We start from the raw sequence: 18902 nt of genomic DNA, 5'->3' as shown, positions 1-18902 counted from the left end.
AACAATGACACCAGCGGGCACTCAATGACGGCACAGGATCCTCCGATCACATCACTGCAACTGACCGAGGACGGTCAGTTACGCCATTTTCTGACGCTGGATGGCCTTGACCGGGCGCTGCTCACTGACATCCTTGATACCGCAGACTCTTTTATCGAAGTGGGCGAGCGCAGCATCAAGAAAGTCCCGCTGCTGCGTGGACGCACGGTCGTCAACCTGTTCTTTGAATCCAGTACCCGTACCCGCAGCACCTTTGAGCTTGCCGCCAAACGGCTGTCAGCCGACGTGCTCAACCTCGATATCAATACCTCGGCAACGTCAAAAGGCGAGTCGCTGTCAGACACACTGCTGAATCTCGAGGCCATGGCCAGTGACATGTTCGTGGTTCGCCATTCCCAGAGCGGCGCACCACACTTCATTGCCGAGAGCGTGACCCCCGGCGTAGCCATTATCAATGCCGGTGATGGCCGGCACGCGCATCCGACCCAGGCGATGCTGGATATGCAGACGATACGTCAGCATAAAGGCAGCTTTGAGGGCCTTAAAGTGGCGATCGTCGGCGACGTTCTGCATTCCCGGGTGGCGCGCTCCCAGATCGGGGCGTTGCGGGTGCTGGGCGCTGCCGAGGTCCGGGTGATTGCGCCAGCCACCCTGTTGCCCACGGATGTTGAAAGTCTTGGCTGCACTGTCGAGTACGATATGGCGAGAGGCATTAGGGGTGTTGATGTGGTGATCATGCTGCGGTTGCAGAAGGAGCGCATGGAAGGGGCGCTGTTGCCCAGCGAGCGCGAGTTCTATCGGCTTTATGGTCTGGGCCGGGAAAAGCTGGCACTGGCTCATCCGGAATGCATCGTTATGCACCCGGGCCCGATAAACCGTGGCGTGGAAATTGAATCTGCGGTGGCCGACGGCCCGCAGTCGGTGATCCTCGACCAGGTCACCAACGGCATAGCGATTCGAATGGCGGTGATGTCCATGGCCATGGGTGGCCAGATGGCCGACCGCAACCGCCAGGCGGCCCAGAGGAGAGTGCCGTGAGGACTACCACCGGGGACCCATCCTCCAGCCTGGCGCTGGTTGGCGGTCGTCTTGCGACGACTGATGAACCGGCGACACTGGTTATCCGTGACGGACGGATTGAGTCGGTAACCGACCCGGATTCCGGATCCAGCGCTGATCGGTTCATCGATGTCAGCGGCTGCCTTATCAGCCCGGGTTTCGTCGACCTCTGTTGCAATCTGAGAGAGCCGGGTAATGGCCAGAAGGGCAATATTGCCAGCGAAAGCCGGGCTGCGGCCCACGGTGGGTTCACCACACTGTGCGCCTCGCCTGAAACCTCGCCGGTAAATGATTCCGGGGCCGTGACCAATCTGATCCTTGATGTAGCCGGCAAGCGGTCAGCGGTCCGCATACTGCCGGTAGGTGCGATCACCCGGGGGCTGGAGGGTGAGCTTCTCAGTGATATGGCAGGCCTGTCGGCGGCGGGCTGTGTGGCGATGGGCAACGGTAGTCGCACGGTGAGCAATGCCCGGGTGCTGAGACGCTGTATGGCCTACGCGCAAACGTTCGGGTTAACCGTGATGTTCAGCCCCGAGAACCGGGCGCTGGCTGCGGACGGCTATGCCCATGACGGACCGGTGGCGTCCCGGCTCGGGCTTATAGGTATTCCTGAAGTCGCGGAAACGACAGCAGTGATGGAAATGCTGTTGCTGGCTGAGGAAACGGGGGTGCGCCTGCATCTCAGTCAGTTGTCCTGTGCCCGTAGCGTTGAAATGCTGATGGAAGCCCGCCGTCGCGGCATTGCCGTAACCGCTGACGTGGCCATGCATCAGCTTGTGTTCACCGATAAGGCGCTCTCGGGTTTTGACAGCCGTTACTACGTTCGGCCGCCCCTCAGAGGTGAGACCGATCGCCAGGCGCTGGTTGCCGGTGTGCGCGACGGGGTGATTGACGCCATAACCAGTCAGCACCAGCCCCATGATTCTGCTGCCAAACAGGCGCCCGTGGCAGCCACCGAGCCCGGCCTGTCCACGATTGAAACCACGCTGTCCATGGGGTTGTTGTTGGTGCAACGTGGTGAACTGACCCGGCAGCAATTGCTGAAAGCGCTGACCGAGGGGCCTGCCTCGGTGATCGGGCGCAGCGCAGCGATCACGCCGGGGGCCGCTGCCGATCTTTGCGCATTCGACACCGGCATGGCCTGGACCCCATCGGCCAGCAATCTTTGCTCGGCCGGCCTCCATCACCCCTTTCCCGCAGAGTCATTGCCCGGAAGGGTTCGCCTTACCCTTTGCGGCGGAGAGACGGCCTGGTCCTCTGAACCGGGGTGAAATCCCCGTCAGCCTCAACGGACAGCAGCTTTCAGCGCCTTGCCTGGCTTGAAACCGACCGTCTTGCTTGCAGGAATGCGAATGCTTGCACCAGTCTGCGGATTACGGCCCTCTCTGGGCTCCCGCTGACGAATGCTGAAGGTGCCGAAACCAGTCAGTGTGACGTCTTCGCCACGGGCCGCAGCCGCCGAGATCTCATCAGTGAATATGGTGATTACTTCGCTGGCCTTGTCGCGGGTCAATCCGGTCTGGTCGGCCACAGCAGCGGCCAGTTCGGGTTTGCGCATAGCTATCTCTCCGGGTGGCTAAGGGTGAGGGCGCGTTAGAGGCGCCGGCACCGGAAAGCTATAGCGGGTCGCGGTCAAATGCGCAAACCCCGACCCCAAGTGAATTCAGCGAGGTGAGCGATAATGTTTGCAGATCAGCAAAAGGTTGGCAGTTGGCAGGCTTGCCTCTCCTGCAAGTAACAGATTCCGAGCGGCTTCTCTGATAATCTGACGGGAGGGTGAAGAATCATTCCGTCAAACAGTCCGATCCAGGAGGTAGTGTCAATGCAGTCGATCAGAGTTTACCTGCGTCAGATTTCCCTGTTCATGATCCTCGCCATGGCTCTTGCCACGACCTGGTCGAGCACGACGGTTGCGGGTGTCGTTGGCACGGGTGAGGTGCTGAGCGAACAAAGGGCCGAAGTGGATCGCCAGTCACTGATGTCCATGCTGGAACGTCAGGATGTGAAGGAAGCGCTCAGCACCATGGGTGTGGATCAGTCAGAGCTGGAAAACCGCATCCAGAGCCTGACGCCGTCGGAGCTGGCGGATTTCAATAATCAGCTGGCGGAGGCGCCGGTTGGTCAGGACGTGGTGGGTGTCATCGTGCTTTTCCTGCTGGTATTTATTATCACGGACATGCTCTGCGCCACCAATATCTTCAGCTTCGTCAACTGTATTCGCTAGCCAGGCTTTGACCGTGTCAATGAGGGCGCTGACCGGCGCCCTGGTTCTGCTGATGGCCGGCTGCGCCAGCATTCCGCCCTGGCCGGACAGGACCGGTGGTGCCGATAATGAGGGCGGCGAGGCACCGGTTCGGCTGGCTGTTCCTTTCTTTCCCCAACAGCGTTATCAGTGCGGCCCGGCCGCCCTTGCCTCAATGCTCACCAGCCAGGACGTTGCGGTAACACCGGAACAGCTGGTGCCCCGGGTTTATCTGCCGGAACGGCAAGGCAGCCTCAAGGTTGAACTGGTCGCTGCTGCCCGCCAATACGGTCTGCTGGTGTATCCGCTGGCAGCCGATCTTGCTGCTATTCTGGCCGAAATCGACGCTGGTCATCCGGTTCTGGTAATGCAGAATCTCGGATTTGACTGGTTTCCCCAGTGGCATTTTGCGGTCGTGATCGGCTACGACCCGGCAGCAGAAGAGCTGGTACTGCACACCGACACCCGTCGGGCCAACCGCCAGTCCGTGAATGTGTTCTACCGCACCTGGGATCGAGCGGGGCAATGGTCTGCCGTTATTCTGCCTCCGGGTGACTTCCCCGCTACCGCACAGCCCCTGCCCTATCTGGAAGCCGCTCATGATCTGGAACTGACCAGCCAGAGCGCAGCGGCCTTTGCTGCCTACCAGGCCGCCGCAGAGCAATGGCCGGAGGAGCCTGCTGCCCGCCTCGGCATGGGTAATATTGCTTTTGCCAAGCAGGAATGGGTTGAGGCTGTCGGGTATTATGCGGATACCGTGAGAAAATTCCCCGGGCTGGCGTCCGGCTGGAATAATCTGGCTCATGCGCTGGCCCGGGCCGGTTGTGGACCTCAGGCCGGGGTTGCGCTCGCCTGTGCCAATCAGGTTGGTCTGAGAAGCTATCCCGATGATCTGCCGGTTTCCGGGAGCTCTCAGGAGACTCCGTCAGAGGGATTTTCCTGCCCCCTTATCCAGTGTCCTGTGGCCGACTGATGCTGCAGGCCGGAAAAAAGCGCCGTGCCGATGAAGACAGGGCGCTTTTCCAGGCTTTGGCTGATGCTTACAGATCAGCCTTTCGGGCCCGCCTTCACAATGGCATCGGAGACATCAAATTTGCGGAAATTTTCGACGAACTGGCCGATCAACTCCGCCGCTTTGGCATCGTAGTCGGCTTCGCTGGCCCAGGTATTGCGCGGATTCAGCAGCTTGCTGTCGACCCCCTCCACGGATTTGGGGACATCCAGGTTCAGTGTCGGCAGGTGCTCGGTTTCGGCGTCGTCAAGATCGCCATCCTGGATAGCGGCAATGACCGCACGGGTGGTGGGAATGCTGAAGCGTTCGCCAGTGCCGTGGGGACCACCGGTCCAGCCAGTGTTGACCAGGAATACCTTGCTGCCGAACTCGTCCATGCGCTTCATCAGCAGCTCGGCGTAAACGCCCGCCGGGCGGGGAAAGAAAGGCGCGCCAAAACACGTCGAGAAAGTAGCCTTCAGCTTGGACGATGATCCCATTTCGGTTGAGCCTACCAGTGCCGTGTAGCCGCTGAGGAAATGATAGGCTGCGGCTTCCTTGCTCAGAATGGATACCGGAGGCAGTACACCGGTCATGTCACAGGTCAGGAAGACAATGTGAGATGGCTCTCCGGCGCGGTTTTCCGGAACACGCTTTTCTACGTGCTCCAGCGGGTAGGCGACGCGGGAATTTTCAGTGAGGCTGACGTTGGTGTAATCCGGTTCGCGGGTTTTGGGATCCACCATTACGTTTTCGACGATGGCGCCAAAACGGATGGCATCCCAGATAATGGGCTCGTTTTTCTGGCTCAGATCGATGCACTTGGCGTAGCAACCGCCTTCGATATTGAACACTGTGCCAGGGCCCCAGCCGTGCTCGTCGTCACCGATCAGGAAGCGGGCAGGGTCGGCCGAGAGCGTGGTTTTGCCGGTGCCGGACAGGCCAAAGAACAGGCAGGTTTCGCCGTCTTCGCCGACATTGGCGGAGCAGTGCATCGGCAGCACGTCTTTCTCCGGCAGCAGGAAATTCTGCACCGAGAACATGGCCTTTTTCATTTCGCCGGCGTAGCGCATGCCTGCCAGCAGCACCTTGCGTTTGGCGAAGTTGATAATCACGCAGCCCTCACTGTTGGTGCCATCCCGCTCCGGTTTGCACTCGAAGTTGGCGGCATTGAGAATCTGCCATTCCTGCTTGTCGGCCGGGTTATAGCTGTCAGGCACAATAAAAAGATTGCGACCAAACAGGTTCTGCCAGGCGGTCTCGGTGGTCATTTTGACCGGCAGGTAATGCTCGGGGTCCGAGCCGACATGCACACAGGAGACAAAACTGTCCTGCTCGGCAATGTACGCCTCGACCCGCTCCCAGAGTGCATCGAATTTTTCCGCATCGAACGGGCGGTTGATCGGGCCCCAATGAATATCGTCAGAGGTACTGGGCTCTTTGACAATGAAGCGGTCCATGGGCGAGCGACCGGTACGTGCGCCGGTTTCAACAACCAGTGAGCCGTTCGCCGCCAGCTTTCCTTCACCTCTTGCAAGTGCCAGCTCAACCAGTGGTGCTGCACTCAGATCATGATAGCTATTTTTCACTTCAACCTCGCCCTCGGGGGTGTACGCGTGATCGTTCAGGCGCGACATTATGCCAGAGTCGCCGGTAAAAAACGAATGCGCTGAAAGCCGCTCTGCGACCGGGTTTTGAGCTTTTCAGACCAGTTTTAACAAGGCTCAGTGTAACGTATGCCCGGTGAAAAGGTGATCAATGTCGTTTCTATCGAAGCGATAGTGAGCATGACAGAACTGACAGTCCATTTCGATCGAGCCCTGTTCCTGCAGAATGTCATAGCATTCATCCTTGCCAATCGCTTCCAGGGCAGCAAGGGTCCGGTCCCGCGAGCAGCTGCAGCGGAAGGCGACGGGCTCGGCGTCATAAAGCCGAACCGTTTCCTCGTGGAACAGCCGGTGAAGCAGGGTCTGGCTGTCGAGAGTGAGCATTTCCCCGGGCTGGACAGTGCTGGCCAGATGGTTGAGGCGGTCCCAGAGGTCTCTGTCCTCTCCACTGGTGCCCGGCAGCTTCTGCAGCATCAGGCCAGCGCTGCCGTGTTCATCGGCAAACAGGAAAAAGCTGGTGGGAATCTGCTCCGAGCGTTCAAAGTAGTCCTTCAGACAACCCGCGAGATCGGGCTCTTCCCGCGGCACCACACCCTGATAGCGTTGTCCCTTTTCCGGTGAAATGGTAATGGCCATGGTGCCTTCGCCCAGCATTGCCTGGAAGTTTTCATCACTGACGGCATGCTCGTCAAAACGGGCAATGCCACGGATGAAGCGGTCATGGCTGCACTCCGCCATCAGGGTGCTGACCGGGCCTTCGCCCTTTGCCTGGAGTGACAGCGTACCCTCGAATTTCAGCGTGCTGCTCATCAATACGCTGGCGGCCAGGGATTCCCCCAGAACCCGTCGGACGGACTCCGGATAGGGGGCCTGGGCGCCAATCTGGGCATAGCTTTCGTCAAGCCTGACCCAGGCACCCCGCACCTGGCTGTGTTCGAACAGAAATCGCTGGAACTGGTCCCCGGATGCCATGGTTTTTTCTCCTTACTAATGAGTAGGAAAGTAGGCGGACAGTCAGAGTCCGTTCTGTTCACGGAAACGCTGGATGTCCCGGCGATCCTTCTTCGATGGCCGACGGGCAGGGGGTAATTGGGCCGCCTGCATGGTTTTTCGTTGCCAGGCAAGGTCTTCGCGGCGTTCCACGCTGTCCTGGGTTTCGTGATAGAGCGTCTGTGCCTCGGGGGCACTCCGGCGCCGGTCACTGATGTCATCGACAACGATGATGCGCTCCTGCCAGCCAAGCCGAAGCGTCACTCTGGCACCGGGTTCTACCAGTTTTCCCGGCTTGGTCCGCTGGCTGTTGTAGTGGACCTTGCCACCTTCAATAGCCTGTTTGGCCAGGTTCCGGGTTTTGTAGAACCTGGCGGCCCAGAGCCATTTGTCCAGCCGTACCCGGTTGTCGTCATTGGTTGTGGCCGTCATTTCTCCTCACCTGATGAAGGTCTGATCACAGTATAACGGTCTCAGGCTCCTGATGGCAGAGGGGTGCGTTGCATCAGTGCCGGTGTGATTTCATCAAAATGATGAATGCAGGGAATCTCCGGATGTTGCTGATTCGCGGGCTGCTGGCTGTCCGGAGCCAGTATGGCCAGGCACTGGCCAATACCGGCACGGCGGGCACTTTCCAGCACCGGGAAGCTGTCGTCCACCATCAGGGTGGCATTTGGCCGGTAAGGCTCGAATTCGGCCAGATCGCGCCAGAAGGTGGGATCTTCTTTGGGTTTGCCGAGTTCATGGCTGGAGATGATGCCATCAACGCGTTGGGCCAGACCGGTACGTTCCAGCTTCAGATGCAACGGGTCGGGGTGGCAGTTGGTAACAATGACCGAGCGCAGGCCGGAATTGCGCAGGGCGTCGAGAAATCCGGTGACATGGGGCCGATAGCCGATGCGTTCGCCAATTTCAGCTTTCAGACCGGTAATATCCAGTGACAGCCGGTTGCTCCAGTAATCGGTGCAGTACCAGTTGAGCGAGCCGCGCTCTGACATGATCATCGGAATAATGAATTCGCGGGCCTGCTGGGGGCTCAGGTTATTATGTTCGGCGTATCGCCGGGGCAGGTGTTCGAGCCAGAAATGATTATCGAAATGCAGGTCCAGCAGGGTTCCGTCCATATCGAGGAACACCGTTTGAAGCGAGTGCCAGTTCACCATAAACACGGGCAGCCTGAAGCGAATGAACCGTCAGGCTGCCGCAGAACAGGCCGGATGGCAACCGGAAAACTTGCGGATCAGTTGTCGGAATACTGCTCAACTGTTTCCTGTTTCCGACCAACGCGGGTGCAGCCCAGACAGCGAACGAACGTGGCTTTTGCCGGACCCAGCACCAGGGTTTCACCTGCTTCCGCGGCATTACCACCAAGCAGCGAAAACGGCAGTGACACAACATAAACCACGCTGCCAACCACAGTGGTTGCCAGCAGAAGCGGGCGGGCAAACAGGGCGTCCCCTGTCATGGCAAGCGCGGTAGGCTTTTCGTCGATGGCCTGAGCATGCCCGGCCGAGGAAAAGCTCAGCAGGCAGACCGCCAGGGCTGTAATTACGATGTGGGAAATCTTACCGTTCATTGCTAGTTTCTCCTGAACATGTTGGCCGGAGTGACAACAGCACAACAGCCATTGTGTCAACTATGAATCATATTTACGTATTTTCAAACGATTTTTCTGTTGCATTATTTGTCCGGTGTCAGGTCTGGCTGATCTGCCCGGCAGGAAATTAGCGCTGACACTGACCGCAGTAAACGGTGGTCCGCTGGTTCATCCGGATCTCTTTCAGGGTCATGCCGCATTCCTGGCAGGCCTCTCCGCCATGTCCATAAACTAGCAGGGACTGGGCAAAATAACCGGGCTTGCCGTCACTGTTTACGAAATCCCTGAGCGTAGTGCCACCCATCAGAATGGCCATTGAAAGCGTTTCCCGGATTTCAGTCGCCAGCCGGTGATAGCGGCTCAGACTGATTCGACCGGCCGCGCGCTTTGGGTGTATCCCGGCCTTGAAGAGAGCTTCATTGGCGTAAATGTTGCCCACCCCGACCACAATGTGGTTGTCCATAATGAAAGACTTGACCGGTGTCTGCTTGCCGCGGGACTGGCGGTAAAGCAGCGGACCGTTGAACTCCGGTGCCAGTGGCTCGGGGCCCAGGCTGGCCAGGAGCCGGTGGGAGTCGGGTGTTTCTGACCACAGCCAGCAGCCAAACCGCCGCGGATCGTTAAAGCGGAGTTTGACGCCGGACAGCAATGTCAGTTCGATATGATCGTGGCGCAAGGGTTCGCTGGTGTCAGTGATGACCCGCAGGCTCCCGGACATCCCCAGGTGCACGATCAGGGTGCCGCTGACCGCCGTACCGGAGACCCGGATCAAAAGGTATTTTGCGCGCCGGTCCACCTCTGTGATGATGCCACCCTCCAGCAGCTCCGGGAGGTTATCCGGCACCGGCCAGCGCAACCGGCCATCCCGCACAGCAATGCCGGTAATGGTCTGGCCCTCGCAGAAAGGGGCGATGCCACGGCGGGTGGTTTCTACTTCTGGTAACTCGGGCAAGGCATTGGCTCCAACGCTATCAATGAACACAGGTTTGGGTAAGCAGCCAAAAAAACCGTCCCCTGACGCTGTTGTTATAGTGAACAACTGTACGCTAAAGTGGTTGGAGTATGGCCTGCCCTGGTGACCTGAGGGAATACCTTCCAACCCGGCGATTGTAAGCAGAGGGAATTTACATGTGGTACAACGGTCTTCTGGACCTTTCGGTGATGCAGCTGATTCTGGTCATGCTGGTGCTGACGCACATTACCATCGTCAGTGTTACGCTCTACCTGCATCGCCATTCTGCTCATAATTCCCTGGATCTGCACCCGGTTCTGGCGCATTTTTTCCGGTTCTGGATCTGGCTGACAACGGCCACCAACACCAAGCAGTGGACGGCAATCCACCGCAAGCATCACGCCAAGTGTGAAACCGAGGAAGACCCTCACAGTCCCGTGGTTCTGGGTATCCGCAAGGTGCTGTTGCAGGGTGCCGAGCTTTATGAACAGGCCGGCACCGAAGAAACCCTGCAGCGTTACGGTCAGCGCACTCCCGAGGACTGGGTCGAGCGCAACGTGTACAGCCGCTACCAGATGCTGGGAATCTGGCTGATGGCGGCAATTGACCTGGTGCTGTTCGGTGTCAATGGTATCTGGATCTGGGCTGTGCAGATGATCTGGATTCCGGTCTGGGCGGCGGGTGTGGTCAATGGTATCGGCCACTTCATGGGCTACCGCAACTTTGAGTGCGCCGACAATGCGCGGAATATCTGGCCACTGGGAATTTTGATTGGTGGTGAAGAGCTGCATAACAACCACCACACCTATCCGAACTCCTCCAAATTGTCCCGCCGCTGGTATGAAGTGGATATCGGCTGGGGTTACATCCGCCTGTTTCAGTTGTTCGGGCTGGCCACCCCCAAGGGCTATCGTCCGATTGCCCACTGTGTGCCGGGCAAAATGGAGGTCGATGTCGAAACCGTTCAGGCCATCGCCAACAACCGTTTCGATATCATGCGTCAGTATCGCAAGCGGGTAATGGAGCCGGTGCTGCGTCAGCAGAAAGCGCTGATGGACGCCGAGATCCTGCCCCGGTACAGCAAGATCAAGCATTTGCTGTCACGAGAAATCACCCTGATCAAGCCCGCTGACAAGGAACATCTCGAGACGGCACTGGAGAGTAACCAGGCCTTACGCAAGATCTATCAGATGAGCACCGAACTGCAGGCGCTTTGGCGCCGCCGGGGCCTGAAACCGCAGGATAAACTCCAGGCATTGATGCAGTGGTGTCGCGACGCCGAAGCCAGCGGTATCCGCTATCTCGAGGATTTTGCCAAGCACCTGCGCGCCTACTCGCTTCGGCCCTCAGCCTGAATTACTGATAACCCTGCTCCGACGGGGTTTTTGTACCTGCCCGGAACAGACAGTACCTGACCTGGCCGGCAGCTTTCTCGCGGTGTAGTTGCCAGCCGGGAGGGGGCGACAGGCTGGCCTTTTCGCTCTCGTATTCGGCGTAGACCCAGCCCCCTGCGGTAACCCAGCCACAGCGCTCCAGCACTGGCAACAGGTGTTCAGGCCAGCCCTGCCGGAAAGGTGGGTCCATGAAAATGATGTCAAAGGGCCGGCTCGGGGAACGGGCCAGAAACTGCTCCACACTCTGGCAGATCACCTGCCCGTCCCGCGATTTCAGCAATGCCAGATTGTGGCCCAGGGCCTCCGCCAACGCCCGGTTTTGCTCCACCAGTGTTACCGACGCCGCCCCCCGGGACAGAGCCTCGAGGCCCAGGGCGCCGGAGCCGCTGAACAGGTCCAGGCAGTGACTGCCCGGGATTGCACCGGCGAGCCAGTTAAAGAGAGTTTCGCGGGTGCGGGCGGGGGTCGGGCGGACGCCGCCGGCATCGGGAAAGCGGAGTTTCCGGCTGCGCCAGTCGCCGCCGATAATGCTCAGCTCGCCGCCCGCGGAGGGTCGGTTTGTGCGTTTTGGTGCCATGCTTGTGTGCGCCTGCGCAAAAGGAATCCGTTGGAAAAGCCGGGTATCGGTGCCACATGTTACGGCGCTTCCGATGACCCGTCACTTCCACCGGACAGTCTGCTAGAATAGCGCCTTTCCGCTACCCCGCGAATTTCAAGATCAATGGTATGACTATGACGGCAGACTGGATTTCCATCGGGCTTTTGGCCCTTCTTGTTCTCGTGTTTGTGCTGGACGTGGTTGGCAACCGGCCGCCGTCCCCGCGCCCGAAAGCCGTGCCCCGGAAAAAGCCGGAACCAAAGCCCGAGGCAACGCCGCAGACCGGGCCTGAACCGGCAGAGCCCGAGGCAGCGGTGCCTGAGCCTGAACCTGAACCAGAAGCGCCGGCGGTCAGTGTATTCGAACGGGTCCGCAGAGGACTGGGCAAAACCCGGGCGAATCTTACGGGTGGCTTTTCCGATCTTTTTTCCCGGGGCAAAAAAATCGACGCCGATCTTCTGGAAGAGATTGAAACCACGCTGTTAATGGCGGACGTGGGCGTAACCGCCACCACTGAAATCATTGAATCCCTTACTGACAAAATGCAGCGCAACCAGCTCAAGGATGGCGATGCCCTGCGCACGGCACTGCGGGATCAGCTGCATCAGCTGCTGGCAGAGGTGAGCCACCCTCTGGATCTCAACATTGGTAAAAAGCCCTACGTGATGCTGATGGTCGGTGTAAACGGTGTCGGCAAAACCACCACTATTGGCAAGCTCACCAAACTGTTCCAGCAGGATGGCAAGTCAGTCATGCTGGCAGCAGGCGACACCTTCCGCGCCGCTGCCGTGGAACAGCTGCAGGTCTGGGGTGAGCGTAACAAGGTGCCGGTTATCGCGCAGCACACCGGGGCCGACAGTGCATCGGTGATCTTTGACGCGGTTCAGTCGGCCCAGTCCCGTGGTGTCGATGTGGTGATTGCTGACACCGCCGGCAGGTTGCAGAACAAGGACAACCTCATGACTGAGCTGGAAAAGGTGGTCCGGGTAATGAAGAAACTCGATGCCACAGCGCCGCACGAAGTCATGCTGGTGCTGGACGCAGGCACAGGCCAGAATGCCCTGAGTCAGGCCCGGGTGTTCCAGCAGGCGGTTGGCGTCACCGGCATCACCCTGACCAAGCTTGATGGCACCGCCAAGGGCGGTATTGTCTTCGCCATCGCCCGGCAGTTGCAGTTGCCCATCCGCTATATCGGTGTCGGTGAGCAGATGGATGACCTTCGCAGTTTTGACGCGCGAACCTTTGTTGACGCGCTGTTTGATGAAACCCCTGAGGCCTGAGCCGCAATGATCGAATTCCGGCAGGTCACCAAGCGCTATGACAGTGACCATACAGCGCTGAGGCAGGTCAATTTCGGCCTGGAACGGGGTGAGCTCGCGTTTCTGACCGGTCACTCCGGTGCCGGCAAGAGCACCCTGCTCAAACTGATCATGGTGATGGAGAGACCCAGCGCGGGCGAGGTGGTCGTTGGCGGCCAGGTCCTTAACCGTCTCCCGCGTCGTCAGGTGCCTTATATCCGGCGCCACATCGGCGTGGTATTCCAGAACCATCAGTTACTGTTCGACCGCAGCGTTTTTGACAACGTCGCCATGCCGCTTGAGGTCATGGGCGTACCTGCCCGGGACATTGGCCGCCGGGTGCGGGCCGCGCTGGACAAGGTGGGATTGCTGAGCAAAGAGAAAATGAACCCGTTGCAGTTATCGGGGGGGGAGCAACAGCGGGTTGGCATCGCCCGTGCCGTCGTGAACAAACCTCCGGTTCTGCTGGCGGATGAGCCCACCGGTAATCTGGACCCCCAGTTGTCTGCCGACATCATGGGCCTGTTTGCCGAATTCAGTCAGGTGGGCGTAACGGTTCTGATTGCCTCCCATGATATCGCCCTGATCAACAATCTTGGCCGCAGAACCCTGATGCTTGATCAGGGCCGGCTGGTATCCAGCGGTGGGGGCGGCCATGACTGAGTCTCCGAATCGCCGGAAAGAGCCGCCGCGGGCCAGAGACGCCAGGAGCAGGGGTGCCAGAACCACCCGATCGGCGCTGAGACAGCAGGCCAGCAGCTATTTCAGTCACCATCGCAAGGTGGCGCGCGACAGTGCCCACCGGCTCTGGCAGGCTCCCTTTGCCACCCTGATGACATGGACAGTGATGGGCGTGGCGCTGGCACTGCCGGTGGCGCTGATGCTGCTGCTGGCCAGTCTTCAGGGGGTCAGTTCCGGCTGGGAAAGTTCGGCACGGATAACCGCTTACCTGGCGGAGGGGGTAACGCTGGAGCAGGCTGAAATCCTCCAGCAGAACCTGGACAGTGATAGCCGGGTGGCCGAGGTTGAGCTGATCGACCGCGATACCGCGCTGGATGAATTCCGCTCCTCTTCGGGTCTGCAGGATGAGCTGGATTATCTCGATGATAATCCACTGCCCCATACCCTGCTGGTAACTCCCGGCCAAAGTTCGCGTACGGCGAACGGTGTCCAGACCCTGGTGGCCCTGATTGAAAGGATGGACGGTGTTGACCAGGTGCAGGTGGATCTGGGCTGGCTGCAGCGACTCAACGCCATGACCCAGCTGCTGAGTCGGGCAGCCTGGGCTCTGGCTATCCTGTTGTCGGCCGCGGTGGTTCTGGTGATCGGTAACACGGTGCGGCTGTCGATCGAGAACCGGCGTGAGGAAATCCTGGTGGCCAAACTGGTGGGTGGCACGGATGCGTTCGTCCGTCGACCTTTTCTCTATACGGGTGCCTGGTTCGGACTCGGCGGTGGCCTGGTGGCCTGGGTGCTGCTGCAAGCATCGCTGTGGTGGCTGAGTGGGCCGGTGGAGCGCCTTGCGGGGCTCTACCGCAGCGATTTTACCCTCAGTGGTCTGTCTCCCGGCGCAACTCTGGCGTTGATCATCGCAGCGATGCTGCTGGGGTGGCTGGGCGCCTGGGTTGCGGTGAAGCGCCACCTTGATGATATCGACCCTGGCGAAATTGCTGGCGGGTGATCCCGGCTTTCGGTAATACCGTATGGTCAGACCTCGGAAGTCAGGCGTAGGTTAAATTGATAGAGCGAGATGATTGAATACCGCAAAGGTCTGAGTTGTAAACGTTTAGCGTGGTTTCAGGGAACTTTACCAGGGTTTGGTGGTCAAAGTTTTAATTGCTATACTGACCGGTCGTTATGCCGGAGGGGAAATATGAGTACGAACTTACAGGTTCTAGACAGATTGGTCCCGGGCGCTAACCTTGAATCCTATATTCAGGCTGCGGCCAGGATTCCGGTCCTGTCTGTCGAGGAAGAGCGCAAACTTTCAGAGCGGTTACATTATGAGGGTGATGTTGACGCGGCACGGGAGCTGATACTGTCTCACCTCCGGTTCGTGATTCACATAGCCCGCAGCTATGCCGGTTACGGTTTGAACCAGGCCGATCTGATCCAGGAAGGCAACGTTGGCCTGATGAAGGCGGTCAAGCGCTTTAACCCGGAATACGGTGTCCGGCTGGTTTCTTTTGCAGTGCACTGGATCAAGGCTGAAATTCATGAATTCATTCTGCGCAACTGGCGCATTGTGAAAGTTGCCACCACCAAATCCCAGCGTAAACTGTTCTTCAATCTGCGCAGCCAGAAAAAGCGGCTGGCCTGGCTCAGTCACGATGAGCTGAACGCTGTGGCGGGTGATCTGGGCGTAGAACCACGGGTCGTACGTGAAATGGAAGGCCGTCTGGCTTCCCACGACACTGCATTTGATGGCCCGCAGGACGATGACGACGATAACGCGTATCAGGCACCGGCCCACTTCCTTGAAGATCATCGCAGTAATCCGGCCACGCAGCTTGAGCAGGCAGACTGGACCAGTGATTCCAATGGTCGTTTGATGGAAGCGCTGGGCCACCTGGACGAGCGGAGTCAGGATATTCTGCGCGAACGCTGGTTGTCCGATAGCAAATCGACGCTTCATGAACTGGCGGACCGATACGGGGTTTCGGCTGAGCGTATTCGCCAGCTTGAGAAGAATGCCATGAAGAAGATTCGGGCCGCGATGATGGTGGAAGGCGAAGCGGCCTGACCCGCCCTGAGTCCTGACACCATCTGGAAACGCCACCACCCGGGTCGGGTCGGTGGCGTTTTTGGTTGTATAATCAGGCCACAAGCAAACGGATCGGTAATCTGGTCTGACGACTGTCAATGTTGTCAACGAAGACAGCCTCTTACAGGATCGTAACTGGCCGCCGTTGCGACATCCTCGTACTCTAGGTTGTTAATGAAATCCGCTATCAGGAGGTCTACTGGTGAAAGCGCTGGTCATTGAAGACGATCAAGATGTCGCAAATTACCTTGTCAAAGGTCTGAAAGAATCCGATTTTGTTGTGGATCACGCGGCGGATGGCAAAGAAGGCATGATTATGGCTGCCAGCGAAGACTACGACATCATGATTGTCGACCGGATGCTTCCGGGAATGGACGGGCTGGCGATTGTCAAAACCGTAAGGGCAACTGGCAACCAGGTGCCAGTGCTGATCCTCAGTGCTCTGGGTGATGTAGACGACCGGGTGGAGGGCCTGCGCGGTGGTGGTGATGATTACCTGACCAAGCCATTCTCGTTTACCGAACTGCTTGCCCGGATCGAGTCGCTGGTGCGTCGCAACCGCCAGTCTTCGGAAACCGAAACGGTTCTGCATGTGGCAGACCTGGAAATGGATCTGCTGGCCCGCACCGTCAGGCGAGCCGGACATAACATCGACGTCCAGCCCCGTGAGTTCCGGCTGCTTGAATATCTGATGCGCAACGCCGGGCAGGTGGTCACCCGCACCATGTTGCTGGAAAAAGTCTGGGACTACCATTTCGATCCCCAGACCAACGTCATTGATGTTCATATCAGCCGGCTGCGGGCAAAGATCGATAAAGAGTTCGAGACACCCCTGCTGCAGACCATTCGCGGCGCCGGGTACATGCTTCGTGAAACTGCTTAGCCAGCTCCGGACCTCATCGTTTCAGCTGGCGCTGCTTTACATGGTGGTGTTCGCCACCTCGGTATTCCTGTTGCTGGCGTTTATATACTGGCGCACGGCGGGGTTCATGACCGCCCAGACTGACGAAACCATTGAGGCTGAAATTGCAGGGCTTGCCGAACAATACCGGGGCAGCGGCATCAACGGGCTGATATCCATTATCCGGGAACGGGTAGCGCGGGATCCCAATGCGAAATCGATATACCTGCTCACCACCGATGATTTCCTCAAACTTGCAGGCAATATCCAGACCTGGCCCGAGGAATCGCGCTCGGAAAGTGGCTGGATCAACTTTACGCTGGATGAATCGGTAGGCTGGACAGGCCCTGAACGGCTGGCCCGGGCACGAATTTTCGAGGTTCAGGGCGGCCTTCGCCTGCTCGTCGGCCGGGATGTGGATGAGCTCACCAATCTCAAACGGCTTATCGAAGGCGCCATTAACTGGGGGATGGGAATTACCCTCGGCCTCGCCCTGCTGGGTGGCTTTCTGATGAGTCGCAGTACCACACGCCGTATCGAGGTGATCAATAATACCTCCCGACGCATTATGAACGGCCACCTGTCCCTGCGGATTCCTACCCGCGGAACCGATGATGATTTTGACCAGCTGGCGGAAAACCTGAACCAGATGCTGGACCGGATTGTGTATCTGATGGAGGGTATCCGGCATGTGTCTGACAGCATTGCTCACGATCTGAGAACGCCTCTCACCCGGCTCCGCAACCAGCTTGAAAATACTCTGATGTCGGTGGATAACGACGAAGCCCGGGAACAGGCCGCCAGGGCCGTATCAGAAGCAGACCAGTTGCTGGCCACCTTCAATGCCCTGTTGCGCATCGCGCGGCTGGAAACCCGCGGAAATACCGCCGACATGAAGCCGGTTTTACTGGGAGAACTGGTAACCGACGCCTGTGAACTCTACGAGGCGGTCGCCGAGGACAAGGATCAGCGGTTTGAGCAGTCTGTGGACAGCACCGTGTCGATTGAGGGCGACCGGGATTTACTGTTCCAGATGGTCAGCAACCTGATTGATAACGCCATTAAATACACACCCGAACATGGGCTGATCACAGTGGAAGTCCGCAAAGAGGGAGATCAGGCCGTTTTTGAGGTGGGTGACAGTGGTATCGGCATTCCCGACAGCGAGAAAGATCAGGTGTTCCAGCGCTTCTACCGGGTGGCCAAGAGCCGTTCGATGCCGGGTAACGGGCTGGGTCTGAGTCTGGTCAGTGCCGTGGCGGAAATACACCAGGGCAGCATCCGGCTGAGTGATCACTTCGAGGGTGCGGAGTCTCCGGGCCTGAAGGTGACTATCAGCATGCCCGCCTACACGGTCAGTCCGAAACGGCTGAAAGATACCCAGACTCTACCTGCGGCAGAGTCTGCAGCGGACGCATCCCATCAGTTACCGGATGCGCCACGCAACTGATTGAATCGGCTGATCAGGGGCTTCACCAGAGGATCAGTCCGGGCCTCAAAGGCGGCCAGCACGCCCTCGACCTGCGAACGACGACGATCGAATCTGACCTGGATACTGTCCCACTCGCCTTCAAGGTGTTTTTGTTCCTGCGCAATAAATGCCGTCAGGTTGTGACGATTGAGCTTGCCGGTGATGCCATACTGGTCAAGCCGGAAGCCGAGCCGGTCAAGCCCTTTGAGGGCTGTATCAAGAAGTTGTTGAGTTATCATGGTTGTCCCCGTCAGAATGCACAAAAGTTCCGGAATCACTTTATTGCCACGGAATCTACGGTAGAACTCTAGAGCGAACAACCTAATACCGACCCTGTCCAAAACGTAACCATAACGCAACTCGCCGGTAAGGTGGGTTGTGCATAATGAAAGGGTAAGATTGAAGAAGTGGTTTTCCCTTGCATCCTCCTCCAGCACAACGCTAGTTTAACCCCGTATTTACGGGGTTTTTTTATGTCCGAATGTTATTGCGGACCTCCAACCTCCGAAGGGTGGGCAGATTATGGCCAGAACACGCTACATCACCGCGGCCGGTGAGCAGGCGCTGCGGGAGGAGCTCCGTTTCCTGTGGAAAGAAAAGCGGCCGGAGGTAACCCAGGCGGTGAGGGAAGCAGCGGCGCAGGGAGATCGATCGGAAAACGCCGAATACATCTATGGCAAGAAGCAACTGCGTGAAATTGACCGGCGGGTACGCTTTCTCAGTAAACGCCTGGAGGAAATCACGGTTGTGGACCGCTTGCCGGAGGACCGCAACCGGGTGTTCTTTGGCGCCTGGGTCACCATTGAGAATGACGATGGCTCGGTTCATACCTATCGCCTGGTAGGCCCGGACGAGTTTGACCTGTCCCGCGGCTACCTGAGCATCGATGCACCAATGGCCCGGGCGCTGCTGGGAAAGCGGGTGGACGACGAAGTCCGTGTCCGTACCCCGGAGGGCTTCAGACAGACTGTTATCACCGGCATTCGTTATGAGCCCGTGCCGCCAGAGAAGTGAGGGACACTCGGCCAGGACCCTTTT

21 protein-coding genes are annotated in these 18902 nt (G+C 58.5%); 12 read left to right on the top strand and 9 right to left on the bottom strand.

What is annotated here, in order from left to right; genetic code table 11:
- Positions 1-24 precede the first annotated feature (24 nt).
- Both VJ956_RS09510 and VJ956_RS09505 read left to right on the top strand, forming a co-directional pair.
- On the top strand, positions 25-1038 hold the full coding sequence (locus VJ956_RS09510) for an aspartate carbamoyltransferase catalytic subunit (RefSeq protein WP_324084154.1): 1014 nt from the start codon (positions 25-27) through the stop codon (positions 1036-1038).
- Positions 1035-2330 carry a dihydroorotase gene (locus VJ956_RS09505; protein WP_414674418.1) on the top strand — a complete coding sequence of 432 codons (1296 nt, stop codon included), beginning with the start codon at positions 1035-1037 and terminating at the stop codon, positions 2328-2330. Before VJ956_RS09510 ends, VJ956_RS09505 begins: the two co-directional genes overlap by 4 nt.
- 14 nt (positions 2331-2344) lie before the next feature.
- Here the strand turns inward: VJ956_RS09505 and VJ956_RS09500 are convergent, their stop codons facing one another.
- Entirely contained in the window at positions 2345-2617 is a 273-nt protein-coding gene (locus VJ956_RS09500; protein ID WP_324084152.1) for an HU family DNA-binding protein, read from the bottom strand.
- A gap of 264 nt (positions 2618-2881) precedes the next feature.
- On the opposite strand from VJ956_RS09500, the gene VJ956_RS09495 reads away from it, so the two are divergent.
- Together VJ956_RS09495 and VJ956_RS09490 are read left to right on the top strand one after the other, a co-directional pair.
- Complete coding sequence (locus VJ956_RS09495; RefSeq protein ID WP_414674417.1) at positions 2882-3283, top strand: PA2779 family protein; 402 nt, start codon at positions 2882-2884, stop codon at positions 3281-3283.
- Between the two features lie 19 nt (positions 3284-3302).
- Positions 3303-4274 carry a PA2778 family cysteine peptidase gene (locus tag VJ956_RS09490; RefSeq protein ID WP_324084353.1) on the top strand — a complete coding sequence of 324 codons (972 nt, stop codon included), beginning with the start codon at positions 3303-3305 and terminating at the stop codon, positions 4272-4274.
- Positions 4275-4348: 74 nt separating this feature from the next.
- On the opposite strand, the gene VJ956_RS09485 is transcribed toward VJ956_RS09490, so the two are convergent.
- The 6 genes from VJ956_RS09485 to mutM all read right to left on the bottom strand — a co-directional run bounded on the left by VJ956_RS09485 (position 4349) and on the right by mutM (position 9438).
- A complete protein-coding gene (locus VJ956_RS09485) occupies positions 4349-5881 on the bottom strand; it encodes a phosphoenolpyruvate carboxykinase (protein ID WP_324084351.1) in 1533 nt (510 codons plus the stop codon).
- A 135-nt stretch (positions 5882-6016) separates the two neighbouring features.
- Positions 6017-6871, bottom strand: coding sequence for an Hsp33 family molecular chaperone HslO (gene hslO, locus VJ956_RS09480; protein WP_324084149.1), 855 nt, complete (start codon positions 6869-6871; stop codon positions 6017-6019).
- Positions 6872-6913: 42 nt separating this feature from the next.
- On the bottom strand, positions 6914-7321 hold the full coding sequence (gene hslR / locus VJ956_RS09475) for a ribosome-associated heat shock protein Hsp15 (RefSeq protein ID WP_324084147.1): 408 nt from the start codon (positions 7319-7321) through the stop codon (positions 6914-6916).
- A gap of 41 nt (positions 7322-7362) precedes the next feature.
- Positions 7363-8052, bottom strand: coding sequence for a GMP/IMP nucleotidase (yrfG, locus tag VJ956_RS09470; RefSeq protein ID WP_324084145.1), 690 nt, complete (start codon positions 8050-8052; stop codon positions 7363-7365).
- Positions 8053-8129: 77 nt separating this feature from the next.
- Positions 8130-8465 carry a hypothetical protein gene (locus VJ956_RS09465; RefSeq protein ID WP_324084143.1) on the bottom strand — a complete coding sequence of 112 codons (336 nt, stop codon included), beginning with the start codon at positions 8463-8465 and terminating at the stop codon, positions 8130-8132.
- Positions 8466-8613: 148 nt separating this feature from the next.
- Complete coding sequence (gene mutM / locus VJ956_RS09460) at positions 8614-9438, bottom strand: bifunctional DNA-formamidopyrimidine glycosylase/DNA-(apurinic or apyrimidinic site) lyase (protein WP_324084142.1); 825 nt, start codon at positions 9436-9438, stop codon at positions 8614-8616.
- Between the two features lie 176 nt (positions 9439-9614).
- On the opposite strand from mutM, the gene VJ956_RS09455 reads away from it, so the two are divergent.
- A complete protein-coding gene (locus VJ956_RS09455; RefSeq protein ID WP_324084140.1) occupies positions 9615-10793 on the top strand; it encodes a DesA family fatty acid desaturase in 1179 nt (392 codons plus the stop codon).
- A 1-nt stretch (position 10794) separates the two neighbouring features.
- On the opposite strand, the gene rsmD is transcribed toward VJ956_RS09455, so the two are convergent.
- Positions 10795-11409 carry a 16S rRNA (guanine(966)-N(2))-methyltransferase RsmD gene (gene rsmD, locus VJ956_RS09450; protein ID WP_324084139.1) on the bottom strand — a complete coding sequence of 205 codons (615 nt, stop codon included), beginning with the start codon at positions 11407-11409 and terminating at the stop codon, positions 10795-10797.
- 155 nt (positions 11410-11564) lie between these two features.
- Between rsmD and ftsY the strand changes: the two genes are divergently transcribed.
- From ftsY to VJ956_RS09420, 6 genes are all read left to right on the top strand, one after another.
- Positions 11565-12710, top strand: a complete 1146-nt coding sequence (gene ftsY, locus VJ956_RS09445) for a signal recognition particle-docking protein FtsY (protein ID WP_324084349.1) — start codon at positions 11565-11567, stop codon at positions 12708-12710.
- A 6-nt stretch (positions 12711-12716) separates the two neighbouring features.
- Positions 12717-13391, top strand: coding sequence for a cell division ATP-binding protein FtsE (gene ftsE, locus VJ956_RS09440; RefSeq protein ID WP_324084136.1), 675 nt, complete (start codon positions 12717-12719; stop codon positions 13389-13391).
- On the top strand, positions 13384-14409 hold the full coding sequence (gene ftsX, locus VJ956_RS09435; RefSeq protein ID WP_324084134.1) for a permease-like cell division protein FtsX: 1026 nt from the start codon (positions 13384-13386) through the stop codon (positions 14407-14409). The genes ftsE and ftsX overlap by 8 nt, the downstream gene beginning before the upstream one ends.
- A gap of 192 nt (positions 14410-14601) precedes the next feature.
- Positions 14602-15471, top strand: a complete 870-nt coding sequence (gene rpoH / locus VJ956_RS09430; protein WP_324084132.1) for an RNA polymerase sigma factor RpoH — start codon at positions 14602-14604, stop codon at positions 15469-15471.
- A gap of 223 nt (positions 15472-15694) precedes the next feature.
- Complete coding sequence (locus VJ956_RS09425; protein WP_324084129.1) at positions 15695-16375, top strand: response regulator transcription factor; 681 nt, start codon at positions 15695-15697, stop codon at positions 16373-16375.
- On the top strand, positions 16362-17843 hold the full coding sequence (locus VJ956_RS09420; protein ID WP_324084128.1) for a HAMP domain-containing sensor histidine kinase: 1482 nt from the start codon (positions 16362-16364) through the stop codon (positions 17841-17843). Before VJ956_RS09425 ends, VJ956_RS09420 begins: the two co-directional genes overlap by 14 nt.
- Here the strand turns inward: VJ956_RS09420 and VJ956_RS09415 are convergent.
- A complete protein-coding gene (locus VJ956_RS09415; RefSeq protein WP_324084126.1) occupies positions 17816-18103 on the bottom strand; it encodes a hypothetical protein in 288 nt (95 codons plus the stop codon). The two genes, VJ956_RS09420 and VJ956_RS09415, sit on opposite strands and share 28 nt — an antisense overlap.
- Positions 18104-18386: 283 nt before the next feature.
- Here VJ956_RS09415 and greB point away from each other — a divergent pair, with 283 nt between their 5' ends.
- Complete coding sequence (gene greB, locus VJ956_RS09410) at positions 18387-18878, top strand: transcription elongation factor GreB (protein ID WP_324084124.1); 492 nt, start codon at positions 18387-18389, stop codon at positions 18876-18878.
- The last annotated feature ends 24 nt before the right edge of the window (positions 18879-18902 follow it).

It is taken from the genome of Marinobacter sp. (assembly GCF_035268745.1).
Taxonomy (GTDB): domain Bacteria; phylum Pseudomonadota; class Gammaproteobacteria; order Pseudomonadales; family Oleiphilaceae; genus Marinobacter.
The sequence above is the reverse complement of the archived record's forward strand: the minus strand, read 5'-3'. Positions and strand labels throughout refer to the sequence as shown.